Source organism: Cupriavidus sp. 05T42, from assembly GCF_056396345.1.
In genome coordinates, this window is sequence record NZ_JBFTLH010000005.1 from 34,916 (window position 1) to 53,477 (window position 18,562).

Genomic DNA, 18,562 nt, shown 5'->3' on the forward strand with positions numbered 1-18,562 from the left:
TAGCATCACTTTCTTTTCGCCTGCAACACCCCTTGTACATCTTCGATGATGGAAAGCGCACGTTGCAGCTGCGTGGCTTCCGAGACCTCGGCCGTGAACTGCATCTTCGCCACGCCCTTGCTCGAAAGCGTCTTCACGCCGGTGACGTTGATCTTCTCGCGTGACAGCACTTCGGAGATATCGCGCAGCAGGCCCTGGCGGTCCACCGCTTCCACGTGGATGTCCACCGGGTACACGGCATCGCTGCGCTTGCCCCATTCCGTCTGGATCACGCGCTCGGGCGCGCGCGACGACAACTGCTGGAACGTATGGCAATTGCGGCGATGGATCGACACGCCGCGCCCGCGCGTGACGAATCCGACAATCTCGTCCGGCGGCGCCGGCTTGCAGCAGCGCGACATCTGCGTCATCAGCGAATCCACCCCCACCACCAGCACGCCGCTCTTGGCGCCGCGCGCCACGCTGGTCGCGCGGCTCTTCTTGGTGACGGCCTCTTCCTCGTTGAATTGCGGCTGGGCCTCGCCCTCCGGGTGCCGCAGCGCATGCTCCACGTGACGCAGGCTGAACTCCTCCTTCGCCACCGCCGCGAACAGGTCCTCCGGCGTCTTGAAGCTGAGCCGGCTGGCCAGGTCGTCGAGGTTGACAGCCGTCTTGCCCTCGCGCTGCAGGGTTTTTTCGATCAGCGCCCGGCCCTGCGCGATGGTCTCCTGTGAGTCCAGCGCGTTGAACCACGCGCGCACCTTGGACCGCGCCCGGCTACTCGCAAGATAGCCAAGTTCCGTGTTGAGCCAGTCGCGCGACGGCCCGCCCTGCTTCACCGCCACGATCTCCACGGTCTGCCCGTTCCGTAGCGGCGTGTTCAGCGGCACCATCGCCCCGTCCACGCGCGCGCCACGGCAGCGGTGGCCGAGATCGCTATGCAGGTAATAGGCGAAGTCCACCGGCGTAGCGCCCTGCGGCATCGCCACCACGCGCGCCTGCGGGGTCAGCACATAGATATGGTCGTCGATGGCCGCATGCTTGAGTTGCTCCCACGGCGAATCCTCGTGCGCGACCGAGTGGTCGGCATCGTCCTTCCACGCCAGCAACTGGCGCAGCCACGCGATCTTCTCGTCGTAGCGTTCGCTGGCCGAGAACTGTCCGCTGTAGCCCTTGCTGCCGGCTTCCTTGTAGCGCCAGTGCGCCGCCACGCCGTATTCGGCGAAGTGGTGCATCTCCTGCGTGCGGATCTGCACCTCGAACGCGCGGCCATCGTCGCCGATGACCACCGTGTGCAGGGACTTGTAGCCGTTGGACTTCGGTCGGGAAATATAGTCGTCGAACTCGCGCGGAATCGGCTGCCAGATATGGTGGACGATGCCGAGGACCGTGTAGCAATCCTTGATGTCATCCACGATCACGCGGAACGCGCGCACATCGTACAAATCGGCAAAATCGAGTTCCTTGCCGCGCATCTTCTTCCAGATGCTGTAGATGTGCTTGGGCCGGCCGGTGACCTCGGCGGGGATGCCGGCCGAGGCCAGTTCCGACTGCAGCCGCTCGATCGCCTGCGAGATATAGCTCTCGCGCTCGATCCGCTTCTCGTCTAGCAGTTTTGCGATGCGCTTGTAGGTATCGGGCTGTTCGAAGCGGAAAGCAAGGTCCTCCAACTCCCACTTCATCTGCCAGATCCCGAGCCGGTTGGCCAGTGGCGCGTAGATGTCCAGCGTCTCGCGCGCCACGCCCGGCAGCGGCATGTTCTTGGTCTGCGCGAGCCAGCGCAGCGTCTGGAGCCGCGAGGCCAGCCGCACCAGCACCACGCGGATGTCCTGGGCGAAGGCCAGCAGCATCTTGCGCAGCGCCTCCACCTGCTCCTGGCGGGCGGCGACTTCGGATTTCGACGATTCCGAGACATCGGTCTGCGACACCGCGATGGCGCCGATGCGCAACAGTTGTCGCACGCCCTTCACCAGCCGCGCGACTTCCTCGCCAAAACGCGGCTCGATCTCGGGCTCGGTGTCCGGCACGAAGGCCGCCATCGCGAACAGGCAGGCCGCGGCGCGCGCGGCGTCATCCACGCGCAGGCCGTCGAGGATGCGCAGCATCCCCTCGGCGTGAGACAGGACGGTCTCGCCGGTGGGCAGCATCGCGGGCGTCGCCCCGTCGGCGGTCTCGCGCACGAAAGCCAGCGCGCGCTCGACCAGCCCGGCATCGGGCACGCCGGCGACCTGGCTCGTGAGATCGGTGGACGTCACCATGTCAAACCATCCACCATCAATTCAGGGCAGCCGTCACCACCACTTCGATCAGGTAGTCGGGGTTGCCCAACTTCGCCTCGACGGTGGCGCGGGGCGGCGTGTTGCCCTGCGGCACCCAGGCGTCCCAGACCTCGTTCATCTCGCCGATGCGGGTCACGTCGGTCAGGAAGATCTGGCACGACAGGATGCGCGTCTTGTCGCTGCCGGCCTCGGCCAGCAGGCGGTCGATATGGCCCAGCACCTCGCGCGTCTGGCCGCGCAGGTCCGCCTTGGGGTCCACTTCCGGCACCTGGCCAGCCAGATAGACCACGCCGTTGTAGACCGCGTACTCGGAGAGGCGCGCGCCCACATGGGCGCGCTTCAGGGCATTGGTACTCATCGCAATTCCATTAAGTTCGGGATAGGATCCGGCTCGGCCTCACGTGCCCAGGAAGAAGTCCCGGGCGATGGCTACCTGGGCCGGATCGATAAATGTCGGCGCATGCCCCACATCGGGGACTTCCACCGTGGAAACCTGTTTGCCACGTGCCTGCATCTCGGCCATGGTCTCGCGCAGCAGGAGGTCGGACTGCGCGCCGCGCACCACCAGCGTCGGGCCCTGGATGGCCTCGAACATCATCCAGAGCGCGGCCTCGCCGGCCAGCACCATCTCCGGCGTGGTCTCCTTGAACGGCACCGCCAGCGCGGGATCGTAATGCAAACCCCATTCCATGCCCTCTGCGGCCTGCACCGGCTTCAGGATCGCGCCGTTCAGCTCGCGCCACTGCTCGGGCGTGTGGCGGCCGAACGAGGCGCTGATGGTCTGGAGATAAGCCAGCCCTTCCTCGAAGGTCTTGAACCGCACCGGCAGCCCGAGGTAGGCGCCGATGCGCTCCACCGCCTGCGGGGCCAGCCGGGGACCGACGTCATTGAGCAGCAGCTTGCGGATCGGCGACTTGGGCAGGCTCGCCAGCCCCATGCCGATCAGCCCGCCCATCGACGTGCCGAACCAGTCCACCTGCTCCACGTTGAGCCGGGCGATCAGCGTGACCATGTCCGAGACATATTGCGGCACGATGTAGCGGCGCGGATCGGCCAGCCATTCGGAGCGCCCGCGTCCCGCCACATCGGGGCAGATCACGCGATAGTCGCCAGACAGCGCGCGCGCCACGGTATCGAAGTCGCGCCCGGTGCGGGTCAGTCCATGCACGCACATCAGCACGCGCGGATTGGCCGGGTCGCCCCACTCGTGATAGGCCATGCGATGCAGGCCGGCGGGACTGATGCACTGAACGAAGCCGAGGCGCGGGCTGGAAGACATCTGAACTCCCTGCGAGGGTGGGGACTACGTTTCGGGGGCAAATGCTGGCCGCAATTCTCAGCAAATTACGACCTCGCTCCGGAAGATTCCGGGCGTTTGGGCAAAGCAGGATTGTACGCCCTGCGAGTACAATGCCACAGCACATCACCCCCCTACTCCCGACGGAGGCTTACATGCTCAAAGGCAAGACGGCACTGGTGACTGGCTCGACCAGTGGGATCGGACTCGGCATCGCGCAGGCACTGGCGGCGCAGGGCGCCAACATCATCGCCAACGGTTTTGGTGACGCGGACGGCGCAAAGGCGGAGATCGCGCGCGCGGGCAGCGGCATCCAGGTGGGCTACCACGGCGCGGACATGAGCAAGGCGGCCGAGATCGAGGACATGATGCGCTACGCCGAGCGCGACTTCGGCGGCGTGGACATCCTCGTCAACAACGCGGGCATCCAGTTTGTCGCGAAAATTGAAGAATTTCCGACGGACAAGTGGGACGCAATCATCGCCATCAACCTGACCTCGGCCTTCCACACGACGCGGCTCGCGCTGCCGTCGATGAAGGCCAAGAACTGGGGGCGGATCATCAACGTGGCTTCCACGCACGGGCTGGTGGCGTCGGCGGAAAAGTCCGCCTATGTGGCCGCCAAGCACGGCATCGTCGGTTTCACCAAGGTTACAGCGCTGGAAACCGCGCAGACCGGCGTGACGGCCAACGCGATCTGCCCGGGCTGGGTGCTGACGCCGCTGGTCCAGAAACAGGTGGAAGCGCGCGCGGAGCGCGAGGGCATTCCGATCGAGCAGGCCAAGCGCGAACTGGTGATCGAAAAGCAGCCGTCCGGCCAGTTCGTAACGCCGGAGGAACTGGGCGCGCTGGCCGTGTTCCTCTCCAGCGAGGCCGCCCGCCAGGTGCGCGGCGCGATCTGGAACATGGATGGCGGCTGGGTGGCGCAGTAAGGCCGACCCGGCCCCCGCCCCAAGACACAAAAACCCCCGCCGGCTTGCGCTGGCGGGGGTTTTTGTTTTTGCGGCAAGTGATTCGCTTACAGCAGCGTCGCGCCCGTCTTCGCCTGGATTTCCTCGCGGCTGACGCCGGGCGCCGTTTCCACGAGCTTCAGGCCATCGGAGGTCACGTCGATCACGCCGAGGTCGGTGATGATGCGGTTGACCACGCCCACGCCGGTCAGCGGCAGGTTGCAGTCGGCCATGATCTTGATGTCCTCGGTGCCGTCCTTCTTCTTGGCGGTGTGTTCCATCAGGACCACCACGCGGCCGACGCCGGCCACGAGGTCCATCGCGCCACCCATGCCCTTGACCATCTTGCCCGGGATCATCCAGTTGGCCAGGTCGCCGTGCTGGCTGACCTGCATCGCGCCGAGGATGGCCAGGTTGATGTGGCCGCCGCGGATCATCGCGAACGAGTCCGCCGACGAGAAGATCGACGAGCCCGCCAGCGTCGTCACGGTCTGCTTGCCGGCGTTGATCATGTCGGCGTCCACTTCGTCCTCGGTCGGGAACGGGCCGATACCGAGCAGGCCGTTCTCGGACTGGAGCCAGACCTCCATGCCTTCCGGCACGTGGTTGGCCACCAGCGTCGGCAGGCCGATGCCGAGGTTCACGTAGAACCCGTCCTGGAGTTCGCGGGCCGCGCGCGCGGCCATTTCGTCACGTGTCCATGCCATGATGTCTCTCCTTACTTGGCACGCACGGTGCGCTGTTCGATGCGTTTCTCGGGGGTGGCGTTCAGCACCAGGCGCTGCACGAAGATGCCCGCGAGGTGCACGTCGTCCGGATCGATCTCGCCCACTTCGACGATTTCCTCGACCTCGGCCACGGTGATCTTGCCGGCCATCGCGCACATCGGGTTGAAGTTGCGCGCGGTGCGGCGGAAGACCAGGTTGCCGGCCTTGTCGGCCTTGTAGGCCTTGACCAGAGCCACGTCGGCGGTCAGCGAACGCTCCATGACGTACTGCTGGCCGTCGAATTCGCGGATTTCCTTGCCGTCGGCCACGATGGTGCCCACGCCGGTCTTGGTGAAGAAGGCGGGGATGCCGGCGCCGCCGGCGCGCAGCTTCTCGGCCAGGGTGCCCTGCGGCGTGAATTCCAGCTCGAGTTCGCCGGCCAGGTACTGGCGCTCGAACTCCTTGTTCTCGCCCACGTACGACGAGATCATCTTGCTGATCTGGCGCGTGGCCAGCAGCAGGCCCAGGCCGAAGCCGTCCACGCCGGCGTTGTTCGAGATGCAAGTGAGTTGCTTGGCGCCGCTGTCGCGCAGGGCGCCGATCAGCGCCTCGGGGATGCCGCACAGGCCGAAACCGCCCACGGCGATCGTCTGGCCGTCGCGCACGACGCCCGCGAGCGCCTCCGCGGCACTGGCGTAGACCTTGTTCATGTTTGCTCCTTCCTCGGTAGTCCGGCGGGGATTCTCCCCGGATGGGGGCGGTCCCTCGGCATTTTGGTCCCACGGGCGCCATGCGCCACGCCGGGAAATTGTAACGGTACAATCGGCTGTCAGCCGGGTGACTGGCTGGCGTCCGCTGCCGACCGCAAGCATACGTCAACGGGTGCCGGCAGCGCCATTACGTAAAAGTACATAAGGGACAATGCCCCCCATCGACTACCAGACCGCTTTCCAGCTCGCCCCGGTGGGGCTGGTGCTGTCCCGCGCGCGCGTGATCGAGGACTGTAACGACGAGGTCTGCCGGATCTTCCACACCACGCGCGACGCGCTGGTGGGCGAGTCCTTCCAGGTGCTCTACCCCACCGCCGACGAGTTCGAGCGCACCGGCGCCCGCATCGTGCCGATCATGAACACCAAGGGCATGTATTCGGACGAACGGATCATGAAGCGGGCCGACGGGGAACTGTTCTGGTGCCATGTCACCGGCCGCGCGCTGGATCGGCACGAGCCGCTGGGGGCGGGGATCTGGACCTTCGAGGATTTGTCGCAGAAGCGGCCGGTCACGGCCGATCTGACCGCGCGCGAGCGGGACATCGCCGCGCAGCTGGTGGACGGCAAGACCAGCAAGGAAATCGGCAAGCTGCTGTCGATCAGCCCGCGCACGGTGGACATCTACCGTGCCCGGCTGATGAAGAAATACGGCGCCCACACAGCGGTGGACCTGGTACAGCGGCTGGTGAACCACTGAGGGGCGTTGCCCCCCCGCCGGATCAGGCGATCAGCGCCCGGATGGCCTCGGGCACCGGCACGGACTTCTCCGCCGCGTAGTCGCTCCACACCACCTTGGCGCCGCCCTCGGCCCAGATCACGTCGGGCAGGTCCGTGCGGCGGATCTCGATACGCGTCTCGAAGCTCGTGCGGCCAACCTGGCCCGCATAGACGCGCAGCTCGATGTCGCCCGGGAATCGCAACTGCTTCAAAAACGTCATGTGCGCGTTGATGATGACCGGCCCCTGGCCGTTCTCATCCTTGCCGTTCCGGCCAATCGACCGGAACCATTCGATCCGCGCCTGCTCCAGGTACTGGAAGTAGACCGTGTTGTTGACATGGCCCATGGCGTCCATGTCGCCCCAGCGGATGGGCATGACGTAGGTGAAGACGTGTTTCATCGCAAATCCCGGACGCTATCGTTTATCGCTTGGAAATCGCCGTTTCCGCCTTGGCGACGAGGTCCGAGCCAATCTGCTTCTTCCACTTGTCGTAGACCTTGACCGTGGCCTTGCGGAACGCGTCGTGCTCGGCCGGGCTCAGCTGCGTCACCTTCACGCCGTGCTGCTCCATCTCCTTCCACGCCGGCGCGCCGGATTCCACCAGGCCCTTGCGGGCCAGCGCGATTTCCTGCTTGCCGGCGTCGATGGCGGCCTGCTTCACGATTTCGCGGTCAGCCGGGGTCCACGATTCCCAGATCTGCTTGTTGACCACGAAGATCAGCGGATCGGCCACGTAGCCCCAGGTGGTCACGTACTTCTGGCCCACCGTGTACAGCTTGGCGGCGGCGAACACGCTCTGTGGGTTCTCCTGGCCGTCCACTGCGCCCGAGGCCATCGCCGGCTGCGCATCGGCCCAGCTCATCTGCGTGGGGTTGGCGCCCAGCGCGTTGAAGGTCTCGATGTACAGCGGCGAGCCCACCACGCGCAGCTTCAGGCCCTTGAGGTCTTCCGGCTTGCGGATTTCGCGCTTCGAGTTGGACACCTCGCGGAAGCCGTTCTCGCCCCAGGCCAGCGGCACCACGCCGGCCTTTTCCAGCGTGGCGAACATCGACTTGCCGACTTCGCCCTGCGTCAGCGCGTCCAGCGCCTTGTAGTCGGGCATCAGGAACGGCAGCGAGAACAGGTTCAGCTCCTTCACCTGCGGCGACCAATTGATCGTGGAGCCCACGGCCATGTCGATTACGCCCTGGCGGATGGCGGAGAACTCGCGCGTCTGGTCGCCGGCCACCAGCGACGTGCCCGGATACAGCTTGATATTGATGCGGCCGCTGGTGCGCTGGCGCACCAGGTCAGCCCAGATCTCGCCGCCCTTGCCCCACGGGAACGCGGGGCCCAGCACCAGCGACATCTTGTACTCGGACTTGTAGCTCTGGGCCATTGCACCGGCCGGCGCCAGGGCGGCGGCGGCAATCGTGGCGGCTACGGACAACATCAGGGCACGGCGTTTCATGCGGGAATCTCCTCGTCAGTTTCTAGTTTGATTTCGATCAATAGCCCAGGTAGTCGGGCAGCCACGTGGCCAGCGGCGGATAGGCCAGCACCATCAGCATGGCGATGAACATGGCCAGCAGCATCCAGATCACCCAGGGCACGGTTTCCTCCATGCGCACGCGGGCGATCCGGCACGACACCATCAGGTTCACGGCCAGCGGCGGGGTGAACTGGCCCAGCGCCACCTTGAGCGTCAGCACCACCCCGAACCACACCGGATTCCAGTGGAAGGCATTCGAGATCGGCAGCAGCAGCGGCACGAAGATCAGGAAAATCGAGATGCCATCCAGGAACATGCCCACCGTCATCAGCAGCAGCACGATCAGCGCCAGCACGCCGTATTCGCCCAAACCGGAATTGGCGATGGCATGGGCCAGCGGGTCGATCACGCCGAGCGTGGACAGCGCGTAGGCGAAGATGCCGGCCAGCGCCACCACGAGCAGGATCACCGCCGAGGTCTCGGCCGCTTCCTGGAAGATCACGAACAGGTCGCGCAGGCCGATGCTGCGGTAGATCACCATGCCGACGAACAGCCCGTAGACCACGGCCACCACGGCGGCCTCGGTCGGGGTGAACCAGCCGGCACGCATGCCGCCGAGGATCAGGAACGGCGCTACCAGGCCCCACGCCGCCTCGCGCAGGCTCTTCCAGAACGGCGGACGCGGCAGCGCGGCCTCGATCTGCCCCATATTGTGCTTGCGCGCCAGCCACACGGCCGGCACGATCAGCGCCACGCCAGCCAGCACGCCGGGGATCAGGCCCGCCGCGAACAGCGCCGGCACCGAGGCGCCCGGCACCAGCACGCTATAGATAATGAAGGCGACGGATGGCGGGATCAGGATGTCGGTAGCCGCCGCCGCGCCCACCACGGACGCGCTGTACGCCGGCGGATAGCCCGCGCGCGACATCGCCGCGATCATCACGCCACCCACGGCCGCCGCGTTGGCGGGACCGGAGCCCGAGATGCCGCCGAGGAACATCGCCACGAGAATCGCCACCAGCGGCAGCATGCCCGGGCCACGTCCCACGACCGCAATCGCGAAGGTGACCAGCCGCGCCGCCACGCCGGAGCGGTCGAAGATCGACCCCACCAGCACGAACATCGGAATCGCCAGCAGCGGATATTTGGCCAGGCCGGCGTAGAAGTTCTGCGGCACGGCCAGCAGGCCGAACATCTGCGTATCGAGGTTGGACAGGCCGATGGCAACCAACCCGCCCAGCCCCAACGACACGCCGATCGGCACGCCCAGCAGCATCAGGCCGATAAAGACCACGAACAGGGTAATGGCGACGAGCGTCATTGCACGCCCTCCCCGCCCTGCTCGCTCAGCGCCCGCAGCGCACGGACATTGCGCCAGGCCAGCGCCAGCGCGCGCAGCACGATCGCCACGGAAAACAGCGGGAGCCAGATCGAGTACCACCAGCTCGGCACGCCAATGCCGGGCGAGGTCTCGCCGAACGCGTATTCGTCCCAGGTAATCCGCACGCCGAGCACCGCCAGCGCCAGGAACATCACCGCCACGCCCAGCGCGGAGACGATGGCCAGCCGCTTCTGCCGCGCAGCGCTGCCCCGTTCGAAGAAGAACTCGATGCGGATATTGCGGTCGCGCGCCACGGCGGCGCTGCCGGCCACCAGCGCCAGCACGATCATCAGGAAGACCGAGAACTCCTCGGTCCAGGCGAAGGATTCGTCGGTGAAGTAGCGGACCACCACGTTGGCGAACGTGATGGCCACCAGCAGCACCATGACGATCACGCCAATCCAGTCCTCGATGCGCGGCGAAATGCGGAATTCAGTGTCGCGGGCTTCGTCGGCGGCTTCGGGAATGATCACCGAATCCACGACGTGTTGCGGCACGGCGTCGCGCCGTGCCTCATTGTCTTGCACCATCTCCCCCGGCCTCCGGTCCGGGCCGCTCGGGCCATTGCGGCCACTACGGCATATTTCTGATTATTTATGTAAGGACTTCATTCGAAACCAGCGGCGATTATGCCAACTCTGGCCTCTCGCGGCACAACTTTAGACGCGCAGGGGACCGGATAAGCCCTGCTCGGCCACGCGCCCGCCCCGCCGCGCTTGTGGCGCGTTGCGGGGCCGGCATCAGGATTGTGCGGTATTCGGCAATTCCTGTCGTTGACGGCTTGCTTCAGATCCTGCTCAGACCATGCCGTCGTCCGCCGTGACCACCGCCCCGTTGATGAAGCGCGAGGCATCGGACGCCAGCAGCAACAGCAGGCCGTCGAGGTCCTCGGGCTGGCCCAGCCGCTTGCGCGGCAGCATCTGGATCAGCTTCTGGCCCGCATCGCTTTCCCAGTGATGATGGTTGATGGCGGTGTCGATGTAGCCGGGGCAGATCGCATTGGTGTTGATGCCATGGCGCGCCCATTCCAGCGCCATCGCCTTGGTCATATGGACCACGGCGGCCTTGCTCATGCAGTACACGCCGATCTGCGACAGCACCTTCAGCCCAGCCACCGACGCGATATTGACGATGCGCGCCTGCGGCAGCGGATTGCCCTGTTTCTCGGCGCCCTTGGCCCGCGCGATCATGCGCTTGGCCACTTCCTGGGCCACGAAGAACGCGCCGCGCGTGTTGGTGTCGAAGACGAAATCGAAGTCCTCGGCCGTCACGTCGGTGAGCTTCTGCGTGGTGGAGACGCCCGAATTGTTGACGAGGATATCGATGGCGCCCGCCTCGGTCTCGGCATGCGCCACAGCGGCGCGGATGCTGTCCGGGTCGGTCACGTCGAGCCGCACCACGTGGGCACTGCCACCATCGGCCTCGATCGAGGCACGCAACTCCTTGAGTCGCTCGGTACGGCGCGAGGCCAGTACCACCTTGGCGCCAGCGGAGGCCAGAACATTGGCGAAGCGCGTACCCAGCCCGCTCGAGGCACCGGTCACCAGCGCGACCTTGCCTTCCAGATTGATCGACAAACCCATAATTACCTCGGTGTGGAGGCATCCGGCCGGGGCCCGATGCGTGCCGCCAGCCCCCATCTGCTGGGCGAAAGGCAGCATACCAAAAAAAAGAACGGTCGTTCCAAAAAATATCTTGCCTGAGGGTGTCGAGTCCCGGACAATGCCGGAGATTCTAAGAACTTGGCCCCTAAAGGGAAAGAGGAAAAACGCCTAGATCCTCACCGGGGCCCTCACAGATCTCCACAACCGCAGCTCCCCCGCCGCATCGCCGGACCACGGGCTGCAAGCTCGCGGCAGTATTGCCGCCCAGAAGAAACAGAGGGTTAGAGACAATGGATCAGCAACAGCTCCTGGAGCAATTCGGCCCACGCGAAGCCATGGAGTACGACGTCGTCATCGTCGGCGGCGGTCCTGGCGGTCTGGCCACAGCCATCCGCCTGAAGCAGCTGGCGGCGGAAAAAGGCGGCGACGTCAACGTATGCGTGCTGGAGAAAGGCTCCGAGCCGGGCGCGCACATTCTCTCGGGCGCCATCATGGACCCGCGCGCGCTCAACGAGCTGTTCCCGAACTGGAAGGAACTGGGCGCACCACTGAACCAGCCCGTCACCGAGGACAAGTTCCTGTTCCTCAACGACACCGGCTCCAAGGGCGCTCCGCTGCTGCCCGAGTGCTTCCATAACGAAGGCAACTACATCGTCAGCCTGTCGAACTTCGTGCGCTGGCTCGGCCAGCAGGCCGAGTCGCTGGGCGTGGAGATCTTCCCGGGCTTCCCGGCCGCCGAAGTCCTCTATAACGATGACGGCTCGGTCAAGGGCGTGGCCACCGGCAACCTCGGCATCAACAAGGAAGGCGAGCCGACCGAGAACTTCCAGCTCGGCATGGAGCTGCACGCCAAGTACACGATCTTCGCCGAAGGCGCGCGCGGCCACCTCGGCAAGCAGCTGATCGCCAAGTACCAGCTCGATGCGGGCAAGGATCCGCAGAGCTACGGTATCGGCCTGAAGGAACTCTGGGAAATCGATCCGGCCAAGCACCAGCCGGGCCTGGTGATCCACACGGCCGGCTGGCCGCTCGACCCCGCCACCTACGGCGGCTCCTTCCTCTATCACATGGAGGACAACAAGGTGGCCGTGGGCTTCGTGGTCGGTCTCGACTACACCAACCCGTGGCTGTCGCCGTTCGAGGAATTCCAGCGCTTCAAGACGCACCCGGAGATCCGCAAATATTTCGAAGGCGGCAAGCGCATCGGCTACGGCGCGCGCGCCATCACGGCCGGCGGCCTGCTGTCGCTGCCGAAGACGGTGTTCCCGGGCGGCGCGCTGGTCGGTTGCGACGCGGGCTACCTGAACGCCTCGCGCATCAAGGGCAGCCACGCCGCGATCAAGACCGGCATGATGGCCGCCGATGCCGCCTACGACGCACTCCAGGCCGGCCGCCAGCACGACGAGCTGACCGCCTACCCGGCCGCGTTCGAAGCCAGCTGGCTCCACAAGGAACTGCTGCAGGCCAAGAACTTCAAGCAGTGGTTCAAGAAGGGCCGCACCACGGCCACGCTGATGACCGGCATCGAGCAATGGCTGCTGCCGAAGCTCGGCATCCGCAACCCGCCCTGGACCATCCACCGCGAGAAGCCGGACCACGTCTACCTGAAGCCGGCCGCCGACTGCCCGAAGATCGAGTATCCGAAGCCGGACGGCAAGCTCACGTTTGACCGCCTGTCCTCGGTGTTCATCAGCAACACGAACCACGAGGAAAACCAGCCGGCCCACCTGACGCTCAAGGACCCGAGCGTGCCGGTGGACATCAACTGGGAAAAGTACGCCGGCCCCGAAAGCCGCTACTGCCCGGCTGGCGTGTACGAGTTCGTGCAGAACGATGAAGGCAAGGAGCGCCTGCAGATCAACGCGCAGAACTGCGTGCACTGCAAGACCTGCGACATCAAGGACCCGACGCAGAACATCGTGTGGGTCACGCCGGAAGGCCCCGGCGGCCCGAACTACGTGGGGATGTAAGCCAGGGCGCGCAGCGAATGCGCGCCTGAGCGAAAAAAGCCGGCCAGTGGCCGGCTTTTTTTATGCTCGATCGGCAGTCAGACCTGCAATCGGGTGCTGGTCAGCAACTGCTCATAGATGAAGCACTGGAGCAAGGTCAGCTCGCGTTCGCCCAGCGCGTCGAAGGCGACGCCAAATGCCGGAAACTCGTCATCCTCCGATGCGGACGGCGCGCTGCGCACCCAGCCATCGACAATGACTTCGGCGTCGAGCGACGCCGTACGCAGCTGGAAGCTCAAACGCACCTTGCGGCCCACCGGCGGCGCCGGGTGCGAGGTCTGCACCAGCGCTCCACCCGTGCTCAGATCGGACAGCAGGCCAAGCCGCGCCAGGCCGCTGGCGACATGGGTATCCACGTCGGTATCGACCAAGTCCGGTGCGACTTCCATCGACGGCGCACCCACCTCCCCCACGCCGTTTTCCACCAGATACGCGGCCAGCCGTGTCGGCACGCGCGCGGCGCTGCGCACCGGCATCTGCTCGGTCTGCGCCGGCGCGGACAGCACCAGGTAGCGGAACGGGCTGCGGCACACGGCCGTGATCGTTGACGTGAAACTGTGGATCGCCTGCCCCGAGAAGCCGCGCAGCAGCACGGTTTCGCCGGCCTGCACGGCCAGATCCCGGCCGCCAAGCGTCGGCCAGGTCACGAACAGGCCCTGATCGATGAAGCCGATCAGGCGGCTGGCGGCGGCGCGCGAGGCGTCGCCGGGCGTCTTCACATGCAGCAGCGTGCCCACCTGCAATCCGAGCGGGCCGGCGGCGAGCCGTGCCAGGCCGGTGCCATCGGCTTCGTTGCCGGCTTCCGGCATGTCGTCGGGACGGCAGACCGTGCCGTGGCGGAAGACGAGCGCAAGGTCACGCGCGTCCGGAATGACGCTGCCGCTGCCGAGCACGAGGTTGCCTTCGCCGTCATGTAGCGACCAGGGCAATGGCTGGCCGACGGGCAGGTCTTGCGGAGAAAGTTGGATCATGGCCTGAGTCTCCACGATGTAATCAGTCACTATCGACCGCCGGCCGCCAAGCTTGACCCCTCCTCCGGGGCAGAAAGTGTAAAACTCGCGCAAACCCGGCTTGACGCTGGGCGGCGGACCCGCCAGAATCGGCCGGATCGATGAAAGCTGTCAGACAGCCTGACACCTTCTACGCCCACCCCCCATTCCAATGGACCCCCTGTCCCGCCCCGCCTCGCTTGCCAGTCGCCTCGCCCAGACGCTGCGCGATGACATCGCCGCCGGCCGCTTCGCCGCTGGCGCGCGCCTGCCCGCCGAATCGGCGCTGGCCGATAACTTCGAAGTGAGCCGGCCCATCGTCCGCGAGGCCATCGCGCTGTTGAAGGCAGATGGCGTAGTCGTCACGCGCAAGGGCTCCGGCGCCTATGTATCCGAAACGCCGGGCGGCCAGGTCTGGCGCGTGGCGAGCCAGCCTGATGGGGGTCCGACACTGGCGCAGTTGTTCGAGCTGCGCCGCGTGGTGGAGACCGCCTGCGCCGAGATGGCGGCCATGCGCCGCACCGCTGCCGACCTCGCCGCCATCCGGGGCGCGCTGGCCGCGATGGCCGCCCATGCCACCGATTTCCCGAGCGCAGCGGCGGCTGACATCGCCTTCCATCACGCCATCGCCCACGCCACGCACAATCCCTGCTTCACCGGCCTGACCGATTTCGTGAGCCAGCAGTTGCTCGTGGCGCGCCAGCATGCGTGGGAGAACAGCGCGAGGCTTACCGCCACCCAGGGCACGCCGCGTGCCGCCGATGCCGAGCATGCCGCGCTGGTCGAAGCCATCGCCGCCGGCGACCCGGCCGCCGCGCGCGCCGCGGCCCGTGCGCACCTGACGGCCGCTGCCGCCCGCATGGGCTTGGCCTGAAATTCGAAGATTTCCAAGACATTCCGAGACAAGACACCAAGGAGAGCCCCAGATGGAACAAGTAGATTGCGTCGTGATCGGCGCTGGCGTGGTCGGGCTGGCCGTGGCCCGCGCGCTGGCGCTGCAGGGCCGCGAAGTCATCATCCTCGAGGCCGAAAACGCGTTCGGCACCATCACCAGCGCGCGCAACAGCGAGGTGATCCATGCCGGCATCTACTATCCGAAAGGCTCGCTCAAGGCGGAACTGTGCGTGCGCGGCAAGGCGATGCTGTACGACTACTGCGCCTCCCACCACGTGCCGCACCAGCGCTGCGGCAAGCTGATCGTGGCGACGAGCGCCGCGCAGGTGGCCACGCTCGAGGGCATCCGCGCCAAGGCCGAGGCCAACGGCGTGCACGACATGCAACTGCTGAGCCGCGACGCGGCGCGCGCGCTGGAGCCTCAGCTCGAATGCCATGCCGCGCTGCTCTCGCCCTCCACCGGCATCATCGACAGCCATGGCCTGATGACCGCGCTGCTGGGCGATGCCGAGAACGCCGGCGCGATGCTGGCCGTGCAGTCGTCGGTCCGCACGGGCGCGGTGACGGCCGAAGGTATCCGGCTGGAGGTAGAAGCGGAGGACGGCGCGACCACGCTGCTAGCACGCACCGTGATCAATTCGGCCGGCCTGACCGCGCCGGACCTGGCGCGACGCATCGACGGCATCCCGGCCGAACACATCCCGCAGCAGTACTACGCCAAGGGCTGCTACTTCACGCTGGCAGGACGCGCGCCGTTCTCGCGGCTGATCTATCCCGTGCCGGAGGCGGCCGGGCTGGGCGTGCACCTGACGCTGGATCTGGGCGGGCAGGCGCGCTTTGGCCCCAATGTGCGCTGGATCGACGAGATCGAATACAGCGTGCCGCCGCACGATGCCGACAGTTTCTATGACGAGGTGCGCCGCTACTGGCCCGGGCTGGCCGATGGCGCGCTGCAACCGGGCTACGCCGGCATTCGCCCGAAAATCAGCGGCCCGACCGAGGTGGCGGCCGATTTCCGCATCGACGGCCCGGCCACGCATGGTGTGCCGGGACTGGTGAACCTGTTCGGGATCGAATCACCGGGGCTGACCTCGTCGATGGCGATTGCCGAGCGGGTCACGCAGTTGCTGGCCTGAAAGTTCGGGCGGACGCGGGCCGGCTCAGGCTGGCGCCCGCTCGCCGCGAAAACTCAGCGCGGCGCAGCAGGCCCCGGCCAACGCCGCCGCCGCAGCCAGCCCGAAGGTGTGCGATGGCGTCAGCGTCTTCCAGGTCCAGCCCATCGCCAATCCGCCCAATGTGCCGCCCACGCCATACGATATGCCGGTGTAGAGCGCCTGCCCCCGCCCCTGCAGCGGGCCGGCGAACCAGTGCTGGAGCCGCTTGAGGCTGGCGCTGTGGTGCGCGGCGAAGGTCGCGGCGTGGAGCACCTGCACGACGGCCATCAGCCACACATACTGACCGAAGTAGCCGGTCATGCCGAAGCGAATCGCCGCCAGCACGAAGGTGCCGGCCAGGATCGTCCGCAGCGCCAGCCGCGCGAACAGCCGGCCCTGGTAGAAGAAGAACACGATCTCCGCGACCACGCCGATGGTCCACATCGCGCCGATGGCGAGCTTGCTGTAGCCCAGCTGCTCCAGATAGAGCGAATAGAAGACGTAGAGCGCTGCGTGCGCGAACATCATCAGGAAGGCCGAGGCAAGGAACCACGCCACATCCGGCCGCCGCAGCAGAGGCAGCGCGGGCGGCGGTCGCACACGGGGGCCCTCGTCGGGCGCGTCGCGCATGCCCATGACCACAATGGCGAACAGCGCCAGCGTAGCGCTGGCGAGCCACGGGAAAGCGACCATGCCGAAGTGCTCGAACAACGCGCCGCCAGCCAGCACCGCGCCGATGAACCCGACCGAGCCGAACATCCGCACGCGGCCGTAGCGGTGGTCGAAGGCGCCATGACGGCGCAGCGTGGAAATGGTCAGCGCATCGCCCAGCGGCGACATCGCGCTGGTGATCAGGTTGAGCCCGATCATCATCGCCATCATGCCGCCATAGCTGTGCACGCCGGGCACCATCAGGAAGGCCAGGAGCGCTGACACAGCGGCCAGCCGCAGCAGGCGCACGCGCGTATGGAGGACATCGGACAGCCAGCCCCAGAGGTAGGGGCCGACGATGCGGCTCAACTGGAAGCACGCCATCAGCACGCCGATCTGCACCGGCGAGAAGCCACGGTCCGAGAAGAACAGGCTGACGTACGGCGAGATGACGCCTACATAGGCGTAGTAGCCGAGATAGAACAGCCCAAAGCGGAAATAGGTGGCCGGGTCGATCGAACCCGGCACGAAGGCGCGCTCCGGGGCGGCGTCAGCCGGGGCGCGGCCCAAGTCAGGACTTGTCGGGGGTCGGCAGGTGTGCCGCGATACGCGGCGTCTCCACGCGCACATCGCCGCACTGGGCGCGGTGGCGCAGCGCGTGATCCATCAGCACCAGCGCGAGCATCGCCTCGGCGATCGGCGTGGCGCGGATGCCCACGCACGGATCATGACGACCAAACGTTTCCACAGTCGCCTGTTGGCCGGCCTTGTCGATCGACTCGCGCGGCGTGCGGATGCTCGACGTCGGCTTGATGGCCAGGGACACGGTGATGTCCTGCCCGGTGGAGATGCCGCCGAGCATGCCGCCCGAATTGTTCGACCGGAAGCCCTCGCCGGTCAGTTCGTCGCCATGAACACTCCCGCGCTGGGCCACGCTGGCGAAGCCGGCGCCGATCTCGACGCCCTTGACCGCGTTGATGCCCATCATCGCGTGGGCGATGTCCGCGTCGAGCTTGTCGAATAGCGGCTCGCCCAGACCAACCGGCACGCCGCTGGCCACCACCTCGATACGCGCGCCGACCGAGTCACCGTCGCGGCGCAGGGCATCCATATAGGTTTCGAGTTCCGGCACGATGTCCGCATTGGGCGAGAAGAACGGGTTCTCGGGCACGTGCTTCCAGTCCTGGAACGGCACTTCCACCTCACCAAGCTGCGACATGTAGCCATGGATCTCGGTGCCGTACTGTTCGCGCAGCCATTTCTTGGCCACGGCGGCGGCCGCCACCACGGGTGCAGTCAGCCGCGCCGACGAACGGCCACCGCCACGATAGTCGCGGATGCCGTACTTGTGCCAGTAGGTGTAGTCGGCGTGGCCGGGCCGGAAGGTCTCGACGATATTGCCGTAGTCCTTGCTGCGCTGGTCGGTGTTGCGGATCAGCAGGCAGATCGGGGTGCCCGTGGTCTTGCCCTCGAACACGCCGGACAGGATTTCCACCTGATCGGCCTCCTGGCGCTGCGTCACGTGGCGCGAGGTGCCGGGCTTGCGGCGGTCCAGGTCGCCCTGGATATCGGCTTCCGTCAGGGCAAGGCCCGGCGGGCAGCCGTCGACCACCGCGCCAATCGCGGGCCCGTGCGATTCGCCGAACGTGGTGACTGTGAAGAGCAGGCCGAGGGTATTGCCGGACATGATGGAAACCGCGCTGGAATT

General features: G+C 66.4%; 18 protein-coding genes. 5 read left to right on the forward strand and 13 right to left on the reverse strand.

Annotated features, from left to right (window positions below; genetic code table 11):
- Positions 1–5 precede the first annotated feature (5 nt).
- From AC1EJR_RS08055 to AC1EJR_RS08065, 3 genes are read right to left on the reverse strand one after another with little or no spacing between them, the layout of a single operon-like run.
- Complete coding sequence (locus AC1EJR_RS08055) at positions 6–2,237, reverse strand: RelA/SpoT family protein (protein ID WP_092292795.1); 2,232 nt, start codon at positions 2,235–2,237, stop codon at positions 6–8.
- A gap of 16 nt (positions 2,238–2,253) precedes the next feature.
- Entirely contained in the window at positions 2,254–2,616 is a 363-nt protein-coding gene (locus AC1EJR_RS08060) for a RidA family protein (protein ID WP_092292793.1), read from the reverse strand.
- A gap of 39 nt (positions 2,617–2,655) precedes the next feature.
- Entirely contained in the window at positions 2,656–3,537 is an 882-nt protein-coding gene (locus AC1EJR_RS08065) for an alpha/beta fold hydrolase (RefSeq protein WP_092292791.1), read from the reverse strand.
- Positions 3,538–3,710: 173 nt separating this feature from the next.
- Here AC1EJR_RS08065 and AC1EJR_RS08070 point away from each other — a divergent pair, with 173 nt between their 5' ends.
- The gene (locus AC1EJR_RS08070) at positions 3,711–4,487 is read left to right on the forward strand and encodes a 3-hydroxybutyrate dehydrogenase (protein ID WP_092292789.1); all 777 of its coding nucleotides are present in this window, start codon (positions 3,711–3,713) and stop codon (positions 4,485–4,487) included.
- Between the two features lie 86 nt (positions 4,488–4,573).
- Here AC1EJR_RS08070 and AC1EJR_RS08075 read toward each other — a convergent pair whose 3' ends face one another.
- A complete protein-coding gene (locus tag AC1EJR_RS08075; RefSeq protein ID WP_092292787.1) occupies positions 4,574–5,212 on the reverse strand; it encodes a CoA transferase subunit B in 639 nt (212 codons plus the stop codon).
- Positions 5,213–5,223: 11 nt separating this feature from the next.
- Positions 5,224–5,922 carry a CoA transferase subunit A gene (locus tag AC1EJR_RS08080; protein WP_092292785.1) on the reverse strand — a complete coding sequence of 233 codons (699 nt, stop codon included), beginning with the start codon at positions 5,920–5,922 and terminating at the stop codon, positions 5,224–5,226.
- Positions 5,923–6,133: 211 nt separating this feature from the next.
- Here AC1EJR_RS08080 and AC1EJR_RS08085 point away from each other — a divergent pair, with 211 nt between their 5' ends.
- Positions 6,134–6,679: a PAS and helix-turn-helix domain-containing protein gene (locus AC1EJR_RS08085; protein ID WP_092292783.1), complete on the forward strand. Its 546-nt coding sequence runs from the start codon at positions 6,134–6,136 to the stop codon at positions 6,677–6,679.
- Between the two features lie 22 nt (positions 6,680–6,701).
- On the opposite strand, the gene AC1EJR_RS08090 is transcribed toward AC1EJR_RS08085, so the two are convergent.
- From AC1EJR_RS08090 to AC1EJR_RS08110, 5 genes are all read right to left on the reverse strand, one after another.
- Positions 6,702–7,100, reverse strand: a complete 399-nt coding sequence (locus AC1EJR_RS08090) for an acyl-CoA thioesterase (RefSeq protein ID WP_441592147.1) — start codon at positions 7,098–7,100, stop codon at positions 6,702–6,704.
- Positions 7,101–7,122: 22 nt separating this feature from the next.
- A complete protein-coding gene (locus tag AC1EJR_RS08095) occupies positions 7,123–8,151 on the reverse strand; it encodes a DctP family TRAP transporter solute-binding subunit (protein WP_092292780.1) in 1,029 nt (342 codons plus the stop codon).
- Between the two features lie 37 nt (positions 8,152–8,188).
- Complete coding sequence (locus tag AC1EJR_RS08100) at positions 8,189–9,493, reverse strand: TRAP transporter large permease (protein WP_092292778.1); 1,305 nt, start codon at positions 9,491–9,493, stop codon at positions 8,189–8,191.
- Complete coding sequence (locus AC1EJR_RS08105) at positions 9,490–10,083, reverse strand: TRAP transporter small permease (RefSeq protein ID WP_092292776.1); 594 nt, start codon at positions 10,081–10,083, stop codon at positions 9,490–9,492. The genes AC1EJR_RS08100 and AC1EJR_RS08105 overlap by 4 nt, the downstream gene beginning before the upstream one ends.
- 267 nt (positions 10,084–10,350) lie before the next feature.
- A complete protein-coding gene (locus AC1EJR_RS08110; protein ID WP_092293307.1) occupies positions 10,351–11,136 on the reverse strand; it encodes an SDR family oxidoreductase in 786 nt (261 codons plus the stop codon).
- A 311-nt stretch (positions 11,137–11,447) separates the two neighbouring features.
- On the opposite strand from AC1EJR_RS08110, the gene AC1EJR_RS08115 reads away from it, so the two are divergent.
- Positions 11,448–13,127 (forward strand): electron transfer flavoprotein-ubiquinone oxidoreductase, encoded by a 1,680-nt coding sequence (locus AC1EJR_RS08115; RefSeq protein ID WP_092292774.1) that lies wholly within the window; start codon positions 11,448–11,450, stop codon positions 13,125–13,127.
- A 77-nt stretch (positions 13,128–13,204) separates the two neighbouring features.
- Here the strand turns inward: AC1EJR_RS08115 and AC1EJR_RS08120 are convergent, their stop codons facing one another.
- Positions 13,205–14,137, reverse strand: a complete 933-nt coding sequence (locus tag AC1EJR_RS08120; protein WP_092292772.1) for a flagellar brake protein — start codon at positions 14,135–14,137, stop codon at positions 13,205–13,207.
- A 190-nt stretch (positions 14,138–14,327) separates the two neighbouring features.
- Here AC1EJR_RS08120 and AC1EJR_RS08125 point away from each other — a divergent pair, with 190 nt between their 5' ends.
- Together AC1EJR_RS08125 and AC1EJR_RS08130 are read left to right on the forward strand one after the other, a co-directional pair.
- Positions 14,328–15,029 carry a FadR/GntR family transcriptional regulator gene (locus AC1EJR_RS08125; protein ID WP_092292770.1) on the forward strand — a complete coding sequence of 234 codons (702 nt, stop codon included), beginning with the start codon at positions 14,328–14,330 and terminating at the stop codon, positions 15,027–15,029.
- A gap of 52 nt (positions 15,030–15,081) precedes the next feature.
- Complete coding sequence (locus tag AC1EJR_RS08130; RefSeq protein WP_092292768.1) at positions 15,082–16,185, forward strand: NAD(P)/FAD-dependent oxidoreductase; 1,104 nt, start codon at positions 15,082–15,084, stop codon at positions 16,183–16,185.
- 24 nt (positions 16,186–16,209) lie between these two features.
- On the opposite strand, the gene AC1EJR_RS08135 is transcribed toward AC1EJR_RS08130, so the two are convergent.
- Both AC1EJR_RS08135 and aroC read right to left on the reverse strand, forming a co-directional pair.
- Positions 16,210–17,424, reverse strand: a complete 1,215-nt coding sequence (locus AC1EJR_RS08135) for an MFS transporter (protein WP_255370745.1) — start codon at positions 17,422–17,424, stop codon at positions 16,210–16,212.
- 1 nt (position 17,425) lies between these two features.
- Positions 17,426–18,541, reverse strand: a complete 1,116-nt coding sequence (gene aroC, locus AC1EJR_RS08140; RefSeq protein ID WP_092292764.1) for a chorismate synthase — start codon at positions 18,539–18,541, stop codon at positions 17,426–17,428.
- Between the last annotated feature and the right edge of the window lie 21 nt (positions 18,542–18,562).